This window comes from Geomicrobium sp. JCM 19038, assembly GCF_000698125.1.
GTDB lineage: Bacteria > Bacillota > Bacilli > Bacillales > Marinococcaceae > Geomicrobium_A.
The window spans coordinates 28,112-45,401 of sequence record NZ_BAXA01000022.1; the positions used below are offsets into that span (position 1 = coordinate 28,112).

Annotated in this window: 18 protein-coding genes and 4 pseudogenes; 11 read left to right on the top strand and 11 right to left on the bottom strand. The window is 40.7% G+C overall.

The window, feature by feature from the left end:
- Nucleotides 1-21: 21 nt before the first annotated feature.
- Entirely contained in the window at nucleotides 22-1,068 is a 1,047-nt protein-coding gene (locus tag JCM19038_RS18875; protein WP_042420867.1) for an ABC transporter ATP-binding protein, read from the top strand.
- Nucleotides 1,065-2,075, top strand: coding sequence for an ABC transporter ATP-binding protein (locus JCM19038_RS18880; protein ID WP_042420869.1), 1,011 nt, complete (start codon nucleotides 1,065-1,067; stop codon nucleotides 2,073-2,075). Before JCM19038_RS18875 ends, JCM19038_RS18880 begins: the two co-directional genes overlap by 4 nt.
- 46 nt (nucleotides 2,076-2,121) lie before the next feature.
- Here the strand turns inward: JCM19038_RS18880 and JCM19038_RS22080 are convergent, their stop codons facing one another.
- Nucleotides 2,122-2,235, bottom strand: coding sequence for a YjcZ family sporulation protein (locus JCM19038_RS22080; RefSeq protein WP_152549518.1), 114 nt, complete (start codon nucleotides 2,233-2,235; stop codon nucleotides 2,122-2,124).
- 191 nt (nucleotides 2,236-2,426) lie between these two features.
- Here JCM19038_RS22080 and JCM19038_RS18885 point away from each other — a divergent pair, with 191 nt between their 5' ends.
- On the top strand, nucleotides 2,427-3,125 hold the full coding sequence (locus JCM19038_RS18885; protein ID WP_042420871.1) for a CotO family spore coat protein: 699 nt from the start codon (nucleotides 2,427-2,429) through the stop codon (nucleotides 3,123-3,125).
- 4 nt (nucleotides 3,126-3,129) lie between these two features.
- Here the strand turns inward: JCM19038_RS18885 and JCM19038_RS18890 are convergent.
- Nucleotides 3,130-3,623: pseudogene (locus tag JCM19038_RS18890) on the bottom strand (CotY/CotZ family spore coat protein).
- 196 nt (nucleotides 3,624-3,819) lie between these two features.
- Here JCM19038_RS18890 and JCM19038_RS18895 point away from each other — a divergent pair.
- Nucleotides 3,820-4,050 carry a hypothetical protein gene (locus tag JCM19038_RS18895; protein WP_042420873.1) on the top strand — a complete coding sequence of 77 codons (231 nt, stop codon included), beginning with the start codon at nucleotides 3,820-3,822 and terminating at the stop codon, nucleotides 4,048-4,050.
- Between the two features lie 27 nt (nucleotides 4,051-4,077).
- Here the strand turns inward: JCM19038_RS18895 and JCM19038_RS18900 are convergent, their stop codons facing one another.
- Complete coding sequence (locus JCM19038_RS18900; protein ID WP_042420875.1) at nucleotides 4,078-4,506, bottom strand: GNAT family N-acetyltransferase; 429 nt, start codon at nucleotides 4,504-4,506, stop codon at nucleotides 4,078-4,080.
- A gap of 20 nt (nucleotides 4,507-4,526) precedes the next feature.
- Nucleotides 4,527-5,246, bottom strand: a complete 720-nt coding sequence (locus JCM19038_RS18905; protein ID WP_042420876.1) for an esterase family protein — start codon at nucleotides 5,244-5,246, stop codon at nucleotides 4,527-4,529.
- Nucleotides 5,247-5,348: 102 nt separating this feature from the next.
- On the opposite strand from JCM19038_RS18905, the pseudogene JCM19038_RS18910 reads away from it, so the two are divergent.
- The 3 genes and pseudogenes from JCM19038_RS18910 to JCM19038_RS18920 all read left to right on the top strand — a co-directional run bounded on the left by JCM19038_RS18910 (nucleotide 5,349) and on the right by JCM19038_RS18920 (nucleotide 7,690).
- Nucleotides 5,349-5,914: pseudogene (locus JCM19038_RS18910) on the top strand (phosphatidylglycerophosphatase A).
- A gap of 17 nt (nucleotides 5,915-5,931) precedes the next feature.
- Nucleotides 5,932-6,111, top strand: coding sequence for a hypothetical protein (locus JCM19038_RS18915; protein WP_042360706.1), 180 nt, complete (start codon nucleotides 5,932-5,934; stop codon nucleotides 6,109-6,111).
- Between the two features lie 208 nt (nucleotides 6,112-6,319).
- The gene (locus JCM19038_RS18920) at nucleotides 6,320-7,690 is read left to right on the top strand and encodes a M20/M25/M40 family metallo-hydrolase (RefSeq protein WP_042420877.1); all 1,371 of its coding nucleotides are present in this window, start codon (nucleotides 6,320-6,322) and stop codon (nucleotides 7,688-7,690) included.
- 64 nt (nucleotides 7,691-7,754) lie between these two features.
- Here JCM19038_RS18920 and fumC read toward each other — a convergent pair whose 3' ends face one another.
- Nucleotides 7,755-9,143: a class II fumarate hydratase gene (gene fumC, locus JCM19038_RS18925; protein WP_042420878.1), complete on the bottom strand. Its 1,389-nt coding sequence runs from the start codon at nucleotides 9,141-9,143 to the stop codon at nucleotides 7,755-7,757.
- 413 nt (nucleotides 9,144-9,556) lie between these two features.
- Between fumC and JCM19038_RS18935 the strand changes: the two genes are divergently transcribed.
- Together JCM19038_RS18935 and JCM19038_RS23025 are read left to right on the top strand one after the other, a co-directional pair.
- Nucleotides 9,557-10,102: an NADPH-dependent FMN reductase gene (locus JCM19038_RS18935; protein ID WP_193745171.1), complete on the top strand. Its 546-nt coding sequence runs from the start codon at nucleotides 9,557-9,559 to the stop codon at nucleotides 10,100-10,102.
- A gap of 78 nt (nucleotides 10,103-10,180) precedes the next feature.
- The gene (locus tag JCM19038_RS23025) at nucleotides 10,181-10,351 is read left to right on the top strand and encodes a hypothetical protein (RefSeq protein ID WP_193745172.1); all 171 of its coding nucleotides are present in this window, start codon (nucleotides 10,181-10,183) and stop codon (nucleotides 10,349-10,351) included.
- 32 nt (nucleotides 10,352-10,383) lie between these two features.
- Here JCM19038_RS23025 and JCM19038_RS18940 read toward each other — a convergent pair whose 3' ends face one another.
- The 3 genes from JCM19038_RS18940 to pdxK all read right to left on the bottom strand — a co-directional run bounded on the left by JCM19038_RS18940 (nucleotide 10,384) and on the right by pdxK (nucleotide 11,727).
- The gene (locus JCM19038_RS18940) at nucleotides 10,384-10,623 is read right to left on the bottom strand and encodes a hypothetical protein (RefSeq protein ID WP_042360701.1); all 240 of its coding nucleotides are present in this window, start codon (nucleotides 10,621-10,623) and stop codon (nucleotides 10,384-10,386) included.
- A gap of 21 nt (nucleotides 10,624-10,644) precedes the next feature.
- Nucleotides 10,645-10,773, bottom strand: a complete 129-nt coding sequence (locus JCM19038_RS24650) for a hypothetical protein (RefSeq protein ID WP_255343403.1) — start codon at nucleotides 10,771-10,773, stop codon at nucleotides 10,645-10,647.
- Between the two features lie 117 nt (nucleotides 10,774-10,890).
- The gene (pdxK, locus tag JCM19038_RS18945; protein ID WP_042360700.1) at nucleotides 10,891-11,727 is read right to left on the bottom strand and encodes a pyridoxine/pyridoxal/pyridoxamine kinase; all 837 of its coding nucleotides are present in this window, start codon (nucleotides 11,725-11,727) and stop codon (nucleotides 10,891-10,893) included.
- Nucleotides 11,728-12,018: 291 nt separating this feature from the next.
- On the opposite strand from pdxK, the gene JCM19038_RS18950 reads away from it, so the two are divergent.
- Nucleotides 12,019-12,651 carry an SCO family protein gene (locus JCM19038_RS18950; RefSeq protein ID WP_042420881.1) on the top strand — a complete coding sequence of 211 codons (633 nt, stop codon included), beginning with the start codon at nucleotides 12,019-12,021 and terminating at the stop codon, nucleotides 12,649-12,651.
- A 39-nt stretch (nucleotides 12,652-12,690) separates the two neighbouring features.
- On the opposite strand, the gene JCM19038_RS18955 is transcribed toward JCM19038_RS18950, so the two are convergent.
- Complete coding sequence (locus JCM19038_RS18955; RefSeq protein ID WP_042420883.1) at nucleotides 12,691-14,421, bottom strand: ABC transporter ATP-binding protein; 1,731 nt, start codon at nucleotides 14,419-14,421, stop codon at nucleotides 12,691-12,693.
- 436 nt (nucleotides 14,422-14,857) lie between these two features.
- On the opposite strand from JCM19038_RS18955, the gene JCM19038_RS18960 reads away from it, so the two are divergent.
- On the top strand, nucleotides 14,858-15,211 hold the full coding sequence (locus tag JCM19038_RS18960; protein WP_042420885.1) for a DUF1516 family protein: 354 nt from the start codon (nucleotides 14,858-14,860) through the stop codon (nucleotides 15,209-15,211).
- 243 nt (nucleotides 15,212-15,454) lie between these two features.
- Here the strand turns inward: JCM19038_RS18960 and fdhA are convergent.
- Nucleotides 15,455-16,668 (bottom strand): annotated as a pseudogene (fdhA, locus tag JCM19038_RS18965) (formaldehyde dehydrogenase, glutathione-independent).
- Between the two features lie 144 nt (nucleotides 16,669-16,812).
- Nucleotides 16,813-17,290, bottom strand: a pseudogene (locus JCM19038_RS23030) (collagen-like protein); the annotation flags it as partial.

The following is a 17,290-nucleotide window of genomic DNA, read 5'->3' on the forward strand; positions in this document are numbered from 1 at the left end:
TGTATAAAGGAGGTCATGGACATGGCTTCAAACGAACAGACACCTGTACTTGAAGTAAAAGGATTACAAACATCATTCTTTACGCCTGATGGAGAAGTTAAGGCCGTTGACGGCGTTGATTTTAGCGTTAATAGTAACGAGACATTAGGAATCGTAGGAGAGTCAGGTTCAGGTAAGAGTATTACGTCACTTTCAGTTATGCGATTAATCCAACATCCTGGTAAAATTGTTGGGGGAACGATTGAACTAAGCGGCGAAGATTTATTAAAGAAATCAAAGCAACAATTTGCAAAGTATCGAGGCAACCGTCTTTCAATGATTTTCCAAGAGCCAATGACATCGTTAAACCCAGTGTTTACAGTCGGTTCTCAAATTGCTGAAGCGGTTCGTATTCATAAGAAACTCGACAAAAAAGCAGCATGGCAAGAAGCAGTTAACATGCTGAAACTTGTCGGAATTCCAGCGCCAGAGGATCGTGCTAAGCGTTATCCTCATGAGTTATCTGGAGGGATGCGTCAGCGTGTGATGATCGCGATTGCACTTTCATGTGACCCTGAACTTCTGATCGCAGATGAACCAACAACAGCACTTGACGTAACCATTCAAGCGCAAATTCTAGAACTAATCAAAGAGCTTCAAGAGAAGTCAGGAATGGCCGTTCTAATGATTACACACGATTTAGGTGTTATTGCTGAAACGGCAGATAAAGTTGTTGTAATGTACGCGGGTGAAGTAGTGGAGCAAGCAGATGTGAAGACATTGTTTAAGCGACCATTACACCCATATACTCAAGGGTTAATGAATGCGATTCCACGTCACGATATTGACCTTGATGAGCTTGAAATGATCCCAGGAACGGTTCCAACGCCGCAGAACATGCCAAGCGGTTGTCGCTTTGCAGAGCGTTGCCCTTATGCTAGAGATCTTTGTGTAGAGAAGCATCCAGAACTCGCAACACCTTCTAACAATGTGGATGAAGGTATTACGACAGGTCAAACACGTTGCTGGATTTATACGGATGAATGGGATGGACCGAACCCGACGAAAGGGGTTGCAACGAATCAATGACAACACCGTTATTTGAAGCAAAGAATTTACAAAAGTACTTTCCAGTAAAAGGCGGAATTCTAAATCGTACGCAAGCCCAAGTTAAAGCGGTCGATGACGTATCCTTCGCTATAAATCCTGGTGAGACACTTAGTATTGTAGGAGAATCTGGTTGTGGTAAATCAACGACAGGTCGAGCAATTTTACGACTTGATGACCCTACTGACGGAGAAATCCTTTTTGAAGGGCAAAACCTTATGGAGCTTAGCAAATCTGATTTACGTCAAAAGCGTAAAGAAATGCAGATTATTTTCCAAGATCCATATGCGTCTTTGAACCCACGACAAAAGGTTAAACAAATTCTCGATGAAGCGATGGCAATTCAAGGTGTTGTTCCTAAAGCAAAGCGCCCTGAGCGTATTCGTGAATTGATGGAAGTTGTTGGTTTAAGGCCAGAACAAGCAGAACGTTACCCATTCCAATTTAGTGGGGGACAACGTCAAAGAATCGGGATTGCCCGAGCTTTGTCTGTAGATCCTAAGCTCATTGTTTGTGATGAAGCTGTATCTGCTCTTGACGTGTCAACACAAGCACAAGTATTAAACTTGTTAAAGAAACTACAAAAAGATCTAGATTTAACGTATTTGTTTATCTCTCATGATCTAGGGGTTGTTCGTCACATCTCTGATCGAGTGATCGTTATGTATCTCGGTAAGATCGTCGAAATTGCTGATAAAAGAGATCTCTTTGATAGTCCAAGACATCCATATACTCGTGCATTGTTATCGGCGATTCCAATTCCAGATCCATCGAAAACGAGAGAACGAATCGTTTTACAAGGTGATGTTCCTTCACCAATGAATCCGCCATCTGGCTGTAGATTCCACACACGTTGCCCGTTTGCAACAGATATTTGTAAGGCAGAGGAGCCAGAACTTCGTTCAACGACGTTCATGAATGAAACTCATAAGGCTGCATGCCATCATATCGAAAAGATTGCGGAAACTGAAAAGACTTCAATCGTATAAGTAAAACAAGTCGCTCTAAGGAGCGACTTGTTTTTGTTTATTTGCATTAGCAGTATGCAGAACCTACGATTATGAGTAAGATGAAAAGCACAACAACAAATGCAAATCCGCCTAAACCGTTTGATCCACCATATCCACCGCTATGACAACATTCTGACATGTAGCATTCCTCCTGGAATCTTGAATTCTTAGAGAACCGCTTGCTCTCCATACTAACCTATGCATAGCACCTAAAACGGGTGTGTAAGAAATTTGAAATCGGGCGCTTTACCTACTCAGCTTTGAAAGTAATCATAGCTTGTAATTCCATGAATACAATGTGGTAATACGATGGGTAAAGGGAGGAAGGGTATGAGTACGAAAAAAAGACACAATCAAGTTCAACCTCTTCTATATATTGATAATCCGAACCATTCAATGCCAACGGTTGGTGATAATGAACTTGAACTTCTATACAAAAGAACGGTAAAAGAACATTTGGAAGAAATTGAGGAAAAAGAGCCTGTAAAAGAGCTTTCTCCAACGCATGTGAATGACGAACTAGTGTCGGAACAAAACGATGTAAGTGAAGAAGTTTTACCTGATTCCAATGAAGATGAGGTGCCCAAGAAGCGATCATTTGATTTGAATCGACATCTTGGACCGAATTGGCAGAAGTCCATTGAATCCCCAAATTCTAAAGCAAATGAAATATTGCGTGATGCGATTGAAGAAAGAGTTAGAAAAACGAACGAGACGAACAAAAAAGAAGTACGAACGAGTGAAGAAAAGACGCATTCACGCAAATCTTCAGAACAGCTTGTCCAGCCTTCACGTAAAAAAGGGTTTGAAAATCGTTCGACAGAAGATAAAGTAAGGTTGCTTTATAAAATGAGAACGCTAAATCCAACCGTTTGTATTTGCCAAACGAAAGAAGAAACATGGGTCGGCAACGTAACTGATATTGAAGAAGATCAATTTACGATGCAGACCCAACAATTACCTTATCAAGTAACGATACGGTACGAGGATGTCATTGACTTAACCCTCGACCATTTCTCTAGTGTTTAATACCTTAGATGCCAGGTGCTGGTGGAATTGTCCCGATAGGGTTATCAACAAGGCCTGGATCTAAACATTGGATTGCGCAGAAGCAGCTTAAATCTACTTCAATGCAGCAGTTCGTGCGTTCTAGTGAAACAACATCTGATAAAGATGTTGGATCTACGCAACAAGATTGTGTAAAGAGAATGTCGCCTGTTGGACGAAGTAGTGATAATGTCGCACAGCAAGACTTTTCACAAATGTTCTCAACTCTGAAGAATACAGTTTCAAAAACATCTGGGAAGTCGGCTGTTAAACACCAGTTGCCCAAAACAATTCACCTGTTTTACCTTTTAACATGAATGGGATCGTATCATTGAAACGCCCGTTCGGCTTTAAGAGATTAGTAAAACAACTGTTTGCGCAGCTCCCTTTTTTTTCTACGGCATCTTGTGCTTCACTAATCGCAAGCACTGCATCGCACACGCAGTTGCCAGTATCGAAATCTTTGCGACCGCAGCTCACGCTCATCACTCCTTTAGGTTTTCCTTCATGTTCGCTATATCGTATGTACGTTTACCCTAAAGCGTGTGTAGTTTTATTTTCGATTAAAAAAATCGCTTCGTATCAATGGTTTACGCCGATTAATTTCAGCTGAATTGATCGTGAAATGTGTTTGATTTCTAAAATACGGGTAAATGATTTGTAAGGAGTGATGATGATGGGTTATGTTCCACATGTGCATAATGATGTCGCAACTCAATACGGCTCACGTTTGTCAGGAAAACAATCTAATCACGCGGCTGTCCTTCAAGTAGCAAGAGTAAATCGGTACACACGTGAACAACAGCCGTCTTCTTATGTGAAGAACATGGAACAAAGGTGGTTGCACCAACGAAGGTTACAAGCGAGTGTAACTGGTAAAGGGAAACAAATCGATCGTATCATATAAAAAATCCGACCCATTAAGGTCGGATTTTTAGTTTATCGTTTTCTCCATCGTTACGTGCGGAATTCCTGCATCCAAAAATTCTTTTTCAGACGTTACGCTATAGCCAATACGCTCGTAGAACCCGCGAGCTTGGGTTTGGGCATTAAGCTTAACCTTTTCTCCATTATTCATAGCTACATAACTCTCAAGTGCATCCATGACCGCTTTACCAGCGCCAGCACCACGGTGTTGTTCCAATATACAAATCCGCTCGGCTTTTCCAGTCGTTCCAAGCCAGCGTACGCGTCCTGCTCCAACGTATTGTTGATTACTTTCTAGAAGAAAATGAACGCTCTCATCTTCAAATTCATCCCACTCATCTTCTTCAGACACTTCTTGTTCAATGACAAAAACGTCGTAGCGGATTTGCTGGACTTGTTTCATTTCTTCTTCAGTTGTTGCGATGATTGCTTTCATAGTATTCTCTCCTTACCGTTTTAAAGCCAGTGGAATTCAAGTGCTTCCGGGAGTAAAGGCCCCCAAGTGAACCACGTATGGTTGCCTTGATCGATCTTTTTGTAGTCGTAGGATTGAAGTTTATTTGCGAATAATTCATGAAGTGATTCATTCATCTCAATAAAGTCCAAGACTCTACCGTCTGTCGCTTTTACTTCACGCTCATCACTTCCAAATTGGTGATACATCTTAAGTGAATGTAGGGAGTTGCTTTCAGTGACCATCGTTTTTAATTGATCATCAACATAGGGAGAGAAGAGAACGGCTCGTTGGAATGTATCAGGGTAAGTTAAGCAAGCCATCAATGCCAAAGATGCTGAAAGTGAATCACCCATTAGTAATCTCGAATCAGGGTCTTGATTTAAATTGTATTTGTTTTCAAGCATCGGTAAAAGTTCTTCTTTGATAAACCGTAAATAATCGTTCGTATGCTCTCCATCAGGAGCATACCATTTCCGTCTCATGGCGACTCGTGGGTATGGAACACCGACGACAATCGTTTCAGGACCGCTGTCTTCTAGAATGAAATGTTCAATTTTTTGGTCGACTTTTCCGAGTTTAAAGAAGTCTTGTCCATCGCCAGTAATGATTAGGTTATAGCTGAAGTTTTCATGATAGTTCGGTGGAATATATACGTGCAAATCAAACTCATGATCAAGCAATTTACTTTGTAAATGAAGGGTTTCAACAGTTCCGTCCAAGTGAAAATCGCTCCTTTTATGACTTCAAATTCTCTCCAAGTATAGCATATTACAGTAAAATTTGGCGTTGTATGTGAATATGTTACATTAAAGACAGGGGGAATGGTCGTGAGGGATGAAAAAATTATCGTTACTGGCGATATCATTTCGCATCACGCACGGACGAAGTTGCAAGAGCGAGGAGTAGAGATTGACGCGATCGCAGAAATTGTATATGATTTACAACACCCATACGCGCCTAATCTTACAATGGTGGAGTGTGTTGAAAGTGTTGATGCTGTGCTCGTGAAAAGAGAGATCCAACATGCTATACTGGTTGGCATAGAATTGGACGTATTAGCAGAAGAAGGTCGTTTAAGTGAACCTTTATTATCACTAATTACAGGTGATGAGAGTTTATTTGGAATTGATGAAACGATCGCCCTTGGCTCTGTTTTTGGTTTCGGTAGCATTGCTGTGACAACATTTGGGTATCTTGATAAAGAGAAGACTGGAATTATACGAAAACTGGACCGTTCAACGGATCAGGTGAATACGTTTTAGATGATTTAGTATGTAGCATTGCAGCGAATGCATCAGCGAGGTTGGCGCATCGATTGCGTGATCGCGATGAAGCAGAAACGAAAGTCGTCATAAGAAAGCCTGAAGATGAAGAACTGATCGGCTAGTTAAAGGAGCAGTAGGAATGAAGCGTGGACCACATTGGATTTATTTTAAACAAACATTCCGTTCTAAATTTCAAGCTGGTTGTATAAAAGCAAAGCTTGAAGACAATTGGCAAAATGGGTATGAGGTTGGTCCACTTGTCGAGATCATCCGCCTTAGAAATGATAAATATGTTGTACGTTATACGTATGATGAATAAAGACTCCTTGAGAAGAGGGAGTATGAAACATGGTATGACTTAGAAGAGTCATACCATGTTTCATTTTAAGATAAATGTAGTCTAATTGAGTAGGTTGAAAAGTTGGATAGGGTGCGCTATGGTTAACTGAATAATTAGTTTGAAAATTCATTACATAATAATGTATTCAGAAAGGTGAACATAACGATCTTGTTGGAGGGAATTAATCGTGAATACACATGTGTCAGCAACGCTGAAAAAACAAATTAAAGAGCAAATTGCGTTGAATGAAGAAGAGTATTTGAATCTTTTATTTGAGTTGTTACGGCAACCTAGCATAAGTGCTCAACAAATTGGTGTAGACGAATGCGCACAGATTTTAAAGCGTCAATTGCTAGATTACGACATTGAAGCTACGATTTACGAAACAAAAGGTAGTCCGATTGTATATGGTGAAATCATTAATCCGAAGAACACAAAAACAATTTTGATCTACGGACATTACGATGTGCAACCTCCAGAGCCAATTGAAGCTTGGGAGACACCACCATTTGAACCGTCAATTAGAAATGGAAAGATCTATGCAAGGGGAGTTGGGGATAATAAAGGGCAAATGCTTGCACATGTCTTTGCAATTAAGACGTTGCGAGATCTTCAAGTTGACTTGCCTGTCAATGTCAAATTTTTATTTGATGGGGAAGAAGAAAGCAGTAGCCATAGTCTTCCTGCGTTCATAAAAGAGCACCAAGAGTTGTTAGCTGCAGATGTGTTGTACAATGCAGATGGTCCGTTGGATAGTACAGGTCGTCCAATCGTTTATTTAGGCAATCGGGGAATGTTGTATGTCGAGCTTACAGCGATTGGTGCGACACAAGACAATCACTCTGGCAATAAAGGCAATATCGTACCAAACCCTGCATGGAAACTTATCAATGTATTGCAATCGATGCGAGAAGGAACCGATGGAGAAGTTCTAATTGAAGGGTTTTATGATGATGTTCGTCCAGTGACGATCAAAGATATTCGGCATTTGCAAGAGCAGCCATTTGATCTTCAAGAGACGGGGCGAGTTATTGGGTATGAAGCGTTAGATATGAGTGGTGAAGAATATTATGAGAAGTTGACACTTACACCGACATTTAACATTAGTGGTCTATCAAGTGGCTATTCTGGAACTGGGAAAAAGACGGTCATTCCAAGTGAGGCCAAAGTGAAAATTGATATTCGACTTGTTGCTGATCAAGATCCTGACGATATATATAGGAAACTCGTTGCTCATATTCAGCAGGTGGATCCGTCTTTAGACATTGAATGGGTTGGTGCGAGTAAGCCAACGAGAACATCAATGGAACTTGAAAGCGTTAGGCAAATCATTTCCTCCGTACACGATGCTCATGAATTGAAGCCAATCGTTTTACCAGCGATTGGAGCAACGTTTCCCGGTTATCTTTTTCAAGAGTTACTCAAAACGCCATCACTGTTAATTCCATACGCGAATGCAGATGAAGATAACCACGCACCGAATGAAAATATGGATGTGGAGTTGTTTTTTAAAGGAATTGAAACAACGTGTCATGTCATCCTTAATATTGGAAAGTGACAGCCATAAACACCAATAGAAAAACCTAGCATTCCCTTATGCTAGGTTTTTTCCTAAGTTTGCTTTACGCGTTTGGTTGAACCATCTTCGCAGGATCTACCCATTCGTTGAATTGCTCTTCAGTAAGGTGACCGCTTTGAAGTGCTGCTTCTTTAAGTGTTAAACCTTCTTGATGAGCATGCTTAGCAATCGCTGCAGCGTTCTCATATCCAATGTGTGGATTTAACGCTGTTACAAGCATCAGTGAGTTCTTCACGTGGTTTGCAATGTTTGCTTCTTCAGCTTCTAATCCTTCGATACAACGATCGTGGAACGAGTGCATGGCATCTGTAAGAAGTTGAACAGACTGTAAGAAGTTATAAATAATAACTGGTTTAAAGACATTTAATTCAAAGTTCCCTTGGCTAGCTGCAAAACCGATTGCAGCATCGTTACCCATCACTTGTGTCGCGACCATCGTAAGTGCTTCACTTTGAGTAGGGTTTACTTTCCCGGGCATAATTGAGCTTCCTGGTTCGTTCGCAGGAATCGTTAACTCGCCGATTCCAGAACGTGGACCGCTTGCTAACCAACGAACGTCGTTGGCGATTTTCATAAGGTCAGCAGCAAGTGCTTTAATGGCACCGTGAGCGTAAGTCGTGTCATCGTGACTCGTTAACGCATGGAATTTGTTCGGTGCAGAACGGAATGGGAATGACGTGTATTCACTAATGAAGCCGGCAGTACGATCACCAAATTCTGGGTGAGCGTTAATTCCTGTTCCTACTGCTGTTCCACCAATAGCCAAGTCGTGCAAGTGGCGAATACTTTCGCTAATCATCGTTTCAGATTTACGAAGCATTTCATACCAACCGCTTACTTCTTGTCCGAGTGTAAGTGGTGTTGCATCTTGAAGGTGTGTACGACCGATTTTAATGATCGAGTCAAATTGCTCTGATTTTTGTTGTAGTGTTTGTTTAAGCTTTGCTAATGCGGGTAGTAATCTCTGGTTGACATCGCTTACAGCTGCAATGTGCATTGCAGTTGGGAACGTATCGTTCGAGCTTTGTGAACGGTTCACATCATCGTTTGGATGAATGGTAATGTCTTTTCCTTGTTCTTGCAGGATTTCTGTTCCTCTTCGCGCAAGAACTTCGTTCATGTTCATGTTTGATTGCGTTCCACTACCTGTTTGCCAAACGACAAGCGGGAAGTGGCTGTCCCATTTACCTGCGAGAACTTCATCTGCAGCTTTTGCAATGGCATCTGCACGTTCGCTATCAAGCTTGCCGAGACTTTCATTTGCTCGTGCTGCAGCTTTCTTTAAAATTGCAAATCCGAGTACCACTTCACGTGGCATTTTTTCTGAACCGATTGGGAAGTTGTGAACACTACGTTGTGTTTGGGCACCCCAATGTTTATCTGCTGGTACTTGCATTTCACCTAGCGTATCTTTTTCAATACGATATTCCATCTAGTAATCGCTCCCTGTAAATAAGAATAAACATGGATTGACAGATTTCACTGTCCTTACTATCATAAACCACTTTTCATGGAAGAAAAAGAGAGCGATAAATAAAAACAAAAAAATAATAATTTTTTTTATGAAATCTGGTTTAAAAGGTAAGTTATTGAGGTATATAAGAGCTAACAGGGTAAATGGTGAATACGAGAAGCGTCGACACGTTATCGGGTAACGTGCTTGTACACATAACTTCTTAACAGTATCAGGAACTACGCCCTCCTGAAGATATAGCATATGTCCCCCTGTAACGTGTGCGACTATCATTTACTGTTATTCCCACCCTGCCTGCATCCCTCATCCTCTGTTGTGACTCCGCCGTCCCCTGCGGAGTCACTTTTTTGTTCAAAAAAGGAGTGTATATGATGAAGATCATTGCAATTAGTGGTAGCTTACGACAGCATTCGTTGAATTCAAAACTATTAGCAGAAGCGGTATCAATGAAACCAGACAGTGTAACGATCACTCCGTATGAGATTCAAGAGATTCCGCTATTTAATGGAGATTTAGAAGAAGATGGTGGTCCTGAGGCTGTATTGAGTCTTAAACGAGCGTTGAAAGAAAGCGATGGTTTGTTGATTGTAACGCCTGAATATCATGAGAGTATGCCGGGGGTTATCAAAAACGTGCTTGATTGGGTAGGTAGTGATGCGAATGAAAATGTATTAAGAAACCTACCCGTTGGTGTAATTGGCGCATCACCGACACGATTTGGTACAGCGCATGCGCAAAAGCAAGTGAAACAAGCACTCATTGCCGCAGGTTCGGAAGTGTTCCAAAAACCTGAAGTTTATGTCGCAAAGGCTAATGAAAAGTTCGATGATAAAGGTAATCTAACCGACGAACGCACACAAAAAACAGTAACGCGTTATTTGCAATCATTTACTTCTTGGATCAGTGAGAAAATCTAACGTTTAAATCATAGAAGAGCGGGAATAGCCATAGTAAGGCCATTTTTTGAAATGGTTAAATTTAGGAGGCTATTAATCGTGAAAAGCAATGAACAGCCCATGAATTACACAGAACTAATGGAAAAGGCAATGCACCAAGCTCACGGAGTAAGCACGCAGGAATATCAATCAGATGTAGAGAAGATGATTGAAGTTGAAAAGAAGCGTGAGCAGAGCTACGAACAAGCAAAAAAAGTTCATCTAATATGAAAAACCCTTGAACGATTTTTCGTTCAAGGGATTTATTTTGTATTCATAAAGAGATCCCACACATCGCCAAAGCGCATGTCAGCGACTTCTTTAAACATTTTATCTTTGTCTTTCTTTTTACTTAAATCACCTTGAATGATAATTTCCACCGTTTGATTTCGATCAACTAAGATCGCCCTCACACTCAAGACATTCGTTAATAATCCTGCAATCACAGCGATCTGTTCGGGTGTAAGTTGATTTTTGTTGGATTTCTTTTTATCTCCACTCATGATTGCAGCCTCCCTAGTGAATTAGGATAATGCTACGACTTCCAACTCATCGTCATCACCAGCATCTCTTGAATAGCCAAGAGAGAAAAGACCAAATAGTAAGATGACGATAAATAAGAGGAGTTCTTGGTTATCATTTTGATCGCTCAAAGAGACCAGCTCCTTCATTGTCTTCATATTAACCTATGCAAAGAGTAGGCGAATGTGAAGGCGTGAAATAATAAAAACGTCTCCTCATATTAAAGGAGACGTTTTTATTGAGTGTTATTAGATGGTACGCTCAGTAATCTTTGTTTCTTGACCACCAAAAGTACGGTATGCACCGTGACGGACTGCACCGACATACTCATTTAAGCGAACACCGTGTTCAATAGCAGCTGTAACAAAAGCTTTAGCTGTACGAATTGCATCGTGTACATCAGTTCCTTTTGCTAATTCTGCTGTAATTGCAGCGGCGAATGTACATCCAGCACCATGATTGTACGTTGTGTCGATTTTCTCGGTTTCAAGGACAATAAAGGATTTACCATCGTATACAACATCGACTGCACGATCGTGTTCGAGTTGCTTTCCACCTTTTACAACAACATATTGAGTACCACGTTCGTGAATTTTGCCTGCCGCTTCTTTCATTTGTTCAATCGTAGTGATTTTCTCCATTTGAGCAAGTTGAGAAGCTTCGAATAAATTCGGTGTTGCAACTTTCGCAACGGGTACGAGCACTTCACGTAATGCATCTGCAGTTTCTGGGTGTAGTACTTCGTCCTCGCCTTTGCAAACGAGTACTGGGTCTACGACAGAGTTTGTTAGGTTGTGTGCTTTTATTTTATTTGCAGCAAGTTCAATGACGTCAACAGAACCAAGCATGCCTGTCTTCATGGCATCTACACCAATTGATAAAATCGTATTCAATTGGGTTTCGACTGTATCGACAGGTTGTGGAAATACTTGATGATGCCATCCTTCAGGTTTCATCGCAACTATCGTTGTTAATGCGTTCATTCCATAAACGCCGAGATCTTGAAAGGTTTTTAGGTCAGCTTGTATTCCTGCTCCGCCGCTTGAATCAGATCCTGCAATCGTTAATGCTTTAGCAATTGACATAATCGTTATAGATCCCCCTTGATGATAAGCTCATACTACGTTTATTATAAGCTGTTTTGTAGAACATTGACAACAATTGTAACTGAATAAAGACACATGTATAGCTGAACACGTTCATCGTAAACTTGTGTGCTTGATTAAGAGATCATTAGTTAGAAATTTTATGAGACAAAATCAGAACAGTTTAGAAATGTAGACATGTTTGCCAAGCTATTGCATATTCCTCAAAGTAGAGAATTGTTTACGAAAGAGAACCCCAAGACGACTACTTAAAGGAGGAAGGAACGTTATATGAAGAAGCGATGGGTGTTTGTGAGCGCGTTAGCATTAACGTTAGTATTAGCAGCTTGTGGATCTTCAGAATCATCCGATGTTGAGGGTATGGAAGATTCGAATGAAACGGCTGCAGTAGAACAAGAGTCAGAGGCAACAGGATTGCATGAATTTGAGTATATGAATCAAGATAATGAAGTTGTTACAAATGAAGATTTGAAAGGGAAGTATTCCCTCGTCAATATGGTCTTCACACGTTGCCCAACTGTTTGTAATTTAATGACACCGAACATGACGAATTTGCAAAATGAGTTAGATGAAAAAGGGCTAGACGTAAACCTTGTTTCGTTTACGGTAGATCCTGAACACGACACACCTGAAAAACTTAAAGCGTATGGTGAACAATACGATGCAGATTTCTCTAATTGGGATTTCCTAACAGGATATGACCGTGAAGAAGTTGAAAGCTTTGCAGCTAGTTCATTTAATAGTGTCGTACAATCTCATCCTGAAAATGACGATATTATCCACTCGACACAAACGTATTTACTCGATATGAATGGTCAAGTTGTTGAACAATTTGACGGATTAGAAGTCGATAAAGAACCGATTATCGATGCAATTGAAACACTTGTAGAAATGGAAAAATAAAAAAACTGAGCTGACGGTTGTACCGTCCAGCTCAGTTTTTTAGTCATTCATCATTTGATGATCCACAAGTTCTCGATAAAGTGGATGATTTTCATATAATGCTTGGTGGTTGCCAGCGCCAGTCACGACCCCGCGTTCCAACACAATGAGCTGATGTGCATCTTTCACGGTTGAAAGTCGATGTGCAATCACAAGCGTTGTACGGTTTTTCATGAGAGATTGTAGTGCTTCTTGAACTAACGCTTCAGAGTGACTATCTAAATGAGCGGTTGCTTCGTCTAGTAGTAGCAGTTCAGGATCACGAATAATAGCTCTAGCAATTGCTAGTCGTTGTCTTTGTCCACCAGATACGCGTATTCCCCGCTCGCCAACTTCGGTTGAGTATCCTTGCGGAAGGTCTTCAATAAAGCTCGATAAATTCGCTTTTAAAACGGCGTCTTTAACTGTCTGTTCGTCAACATCGTCCAAGCCGTACGTGAGGTTTTTGTAGATACTTCCTGCCATTAACGGTGAATCTTGTGATACGTAAGCGATTTTACTACGCCAATCATGTAATTTATGCGACTGAATGTTTGTACCATCGTAATAAATGTTTCCTTCATTCGGGAGGTAAAACCGCTCAATCAAAGAGAATAACGTAGTTTTACCAGCGCCACTTGGACCGACAAAAGCTGTCATTTGTCCAGAGCGTGCGGTAAATGAGACGTTAGATAAAATTGTTTTCTCAGTGTTGTATTCAAAAGATATATTGTTAAACGTTAGGTCCGTTGAATCGGTTTTCTCCGATGAATTGAGTTTTTCTTTCTCAGAATTAAATTCAAAGATCGATTGAATACGATCGGTGGCGCCCATTGCTTTTTGAAATTGCGTATAAAATTGAGCCAGTTGTGTCACAGGGAAGATAATCTGGAAAATGTAAAAGACAACCGCAACGAGCGCACCAGCGGTCAATGTTCCTTGAGCGACTTGAATGCCTCCATATCCAAAGACGATAACGAGTGCTACAAGGGTTACCGTCGTCATGAGTGGCATAACAATAGCCATAATCTTGCCTTCTCTCATCCCAAAACCAAATAATGATTGAATTCGTGATTTTCCTTGTTTCTCTTCCACAGGTTCTGCGATGGACAATTTAACGAGTCTGATCTCGCCTAAAACACGCCCTAAATCCCCTTGAAATGCAGCCGTTTCATCTTGCAGTGATTTAGAGACCGTATACATGCGACTACCTAATGGTAAGATGACGAGCATCGCTAATGGTAAAAAGAGGACTAGAAGAAGCGCCATTTTCCAATCGATCACAAAAAGTAAAATGACAGAACCGATAATCGATATAAAGCTCGAGAAAAATGGAATGAGTTGCATCGTGAAGAAGTCCTTAATTACATTCGTATCATTTGTGACTCGGCTCATCGTTTCACCAGATGAATGTTGATCGAAGAATTGAATCGGTAAATACAAGATTTTGTTCCACAACGTCGTACGTAATCTTGCTACGATCGTTTCTCCAACATAAATCATCATATAGAGTGAAACACCGGTTAAAATGATTTGTGCGACAAAAACAACAACAAGAGTAGCTATAATTTGAAGTTGAAAGCCTTCAACGACCATTGCGTTCACGATATTCATCGTAATTAAGGGTACGATTAAAGAAAGTAAAGACTCGCCTATGACGAGAGCAATTGCCACAATAACGATCCACATACGTGGTCGATACTGTTGGAATAACTGATAGAAGTCTTTTATGGTGCGTTTCTTTTCGGACATTATAGTCTCCTTATGTAGGTGTAATGGAATGATGAGCATACATTCAATGTTTATTGTATGTCATTACGTAACGTTAGGGGCAAAAAAATATATTAAAACACACTAGACAGATTGGAATTTAATGATTAAAATATACTTACTCCTGTAACTCCTTGAGTAAATTGCATGGATTCACTTTGACTCCTACTAATCCGTTTAGTAGGAGCTTTTTTATGAAATCTAGTATTCATTTTAACTTGAGTTTTATTAAACTTATAAAAATAGTAGGGTATATCCTCGTCATCTAGAATTTTTTTATTTTAATGTATGTTTGTTCATGAGATGTTCATATTCAATTGCGAAGATAAAGAGAGGAAGAGGTTTATCAGTGCTTGTAATCGGCAATGCTGTTAAACTAAAGATGTCATAGTTATTCATAAAGAGGGGAGATGAGAACATGTTTAATATGTTTTTTGCATCACATCAAGGATCTTGGGCATTTGTAGCGATTTTCTTTGTTATTGCTTATTTCCTTTATAAAGCACATAAGCGTAAAGCAGGTACGATTTTGCATATGATTTTACGTCTGTTCTTTATTATTATGATCATTTCAGGGATTGGAATGCTTATCGAGTATAATTGGGCAGCGATGTATGTTATTAAAGGAATCTTAGCCATTGTTATGATGGGATTAATGGAAATGTCTTTAGGGAAGACAAAACGTGGAGAAAACGGTATGGGTGGATTCATTGGTGCCGTTGTTATTCTAGTTGTTGTCGCTCTTATGGGCTTTGGAGTTATTAGCTTCTAAAAAGGGTGTCATTAGACGCCCTTTTACTAGTTCAATCCACTTATTTTTGTTGTTTTCCGTTTGAAAAGCGGTCAATGTTGGTATACATAAGTACGTCAAACAAAAAGAGGTGTGCGCTAATGTTACGCACGATCCTTATGATTATCGGTCTTATTGTAGTCATCAGTATTGTACTTAGCTTAATCTAATTCAAAAAGACACCGCCAGGCGGTGTCTTTTTGATTGTGACATGAAAAATGAAAGTTAAGAATTGACCATTCCGTGTGGATCAATAACAAATTTCTTTGCGGCACCTTTGTCGAAATCTTCATACCCCTTAGGTGCTTCATCAAGTGTAATTAACTGAGCGTTAACTGCTTTTGCAATTTGTGCTTTTCCTGAAAGAATTGATTTCATTAAGTTACGATTGTACTGCATTGCAGGTGTTTGACCTGTCGCAAACGTATGAGCTTTCGCCCAACCGAGACCAAACCGTACTTTCAAAGAACCAGTCTTAGCATCTTCATCTACGCCACCAGGGTCATCTGTAACGTAGAGTCCTGGAATTCCAAGCCCGCCTCCCGCTTGCGTCACGTCCATAATTGCGTTCAGCACCGCAGCAGGCTGCTCTCCACTCTCGCCGTGCCCCGAAGCTTCAAAGCCGACCGCATCCACAGCGGCATCTACTTCAGGAACACCTAAGATTTGTTCAATCTGCTCTCCTAAACGATCATGTTCTTTTAAGTTGACTGTTTCACATCCGAAACTCTTGCTTGCTGTAAACGCTCTGCATTTAAATCACCAACGATGACAGCAGATGCGCCGAGTAGTTGTGCAGAGTGAGCAGCAGCTAGTCCAACCGGTCCAGCTCCAGCAATATAGACCGTAGATCCCATCTTAACGCCGGCAGTATAGGCACCGTGGAATCCAGTTGGGAAGATATCGGTTAACATCGTTAAATCCATAATTTTTTCTAATGCTAAATCCCGATCTGGGAAAACGAGAAGCTGGAAATCGGCGTAAGGAACCATCACATACTCTGATTGTCCACCAACCCATCCACCCATATCTACATAACCATAAGCAGCCCCAGGTCGTTCAGGGTTAACGTTCGTACAAATATGTGTTTTTTGCGTTTGGCACATGACACAACGACCACAAGCAATATTAAATGGAACGGAAACGACGTCACCTTTCTTGATGAATTCAACATCTCGTCCAACTTCAATAACCTCACCAGTGATTTCATGCCCGAGAACGAGACCTTCTGGAGCGGTTGTCCGACCTCTGACCATATGTTGGTCGCTACCACAAATATTCGTCGTGATGACTTTTAATATCACACCATGCTCACATTTTCGATCAACATTTGATTTTGGAACACCCGGACCATCTCGTAATACCAGTTCAGGATAGGGCGTGTCCTGAACTTCAACGTGACCTGCACCTTTGTAAACAACTGCGCGATTGTTCGTCAATTTAGCTAATACCTCCTCCAGAAATATAGTAGCCAGCTTGGCTATACATTTTATACCCTAAAAGATAACAATTTAATCTGAAGTTTCTGTTAATAAAAACTGAAAATCCGACTCTCTCGATGGCTGAGAGTCGGATTTTAACGTCTAAATCGTCGTTGTTATTAACGTTCCTAAAAATCCTGGTGCAAAACGGAAAATACTTACATGGCCAGCGCTACTCGTTTGGTTTGGTGCATTTACAATGCTTACGCCGAACGTTGATGAATTTCGTATCTGAATGGTATCTCCAGCAGCGTAGTTTTGTACGCGTATAATTGATATTGGTCCATTTGTTCCAGAGTTTGCTGCAGGAGCCGCAGGTGTCGCTACATTGCCATTAAGGATTAAAGAGAAGACTGCACCAGCGGTTGTAGGGTTAGCGGTGTTTAGAGTGACATCAACGAAATAGAGACCTGGAGTAACAATAGTAAATGTCCCAGTCGCTGCATCGTACGTAATGCCTGCATATTGACTTGGCGTTAATTGAAGTACGTTTGCATTTGCAGCGATTGTTTGAGGTTGAATATTGCTGTTATAAAATGGTTGGGCAAGTGTTGGTACTAAGCCTGTAGCGCCTGTAATG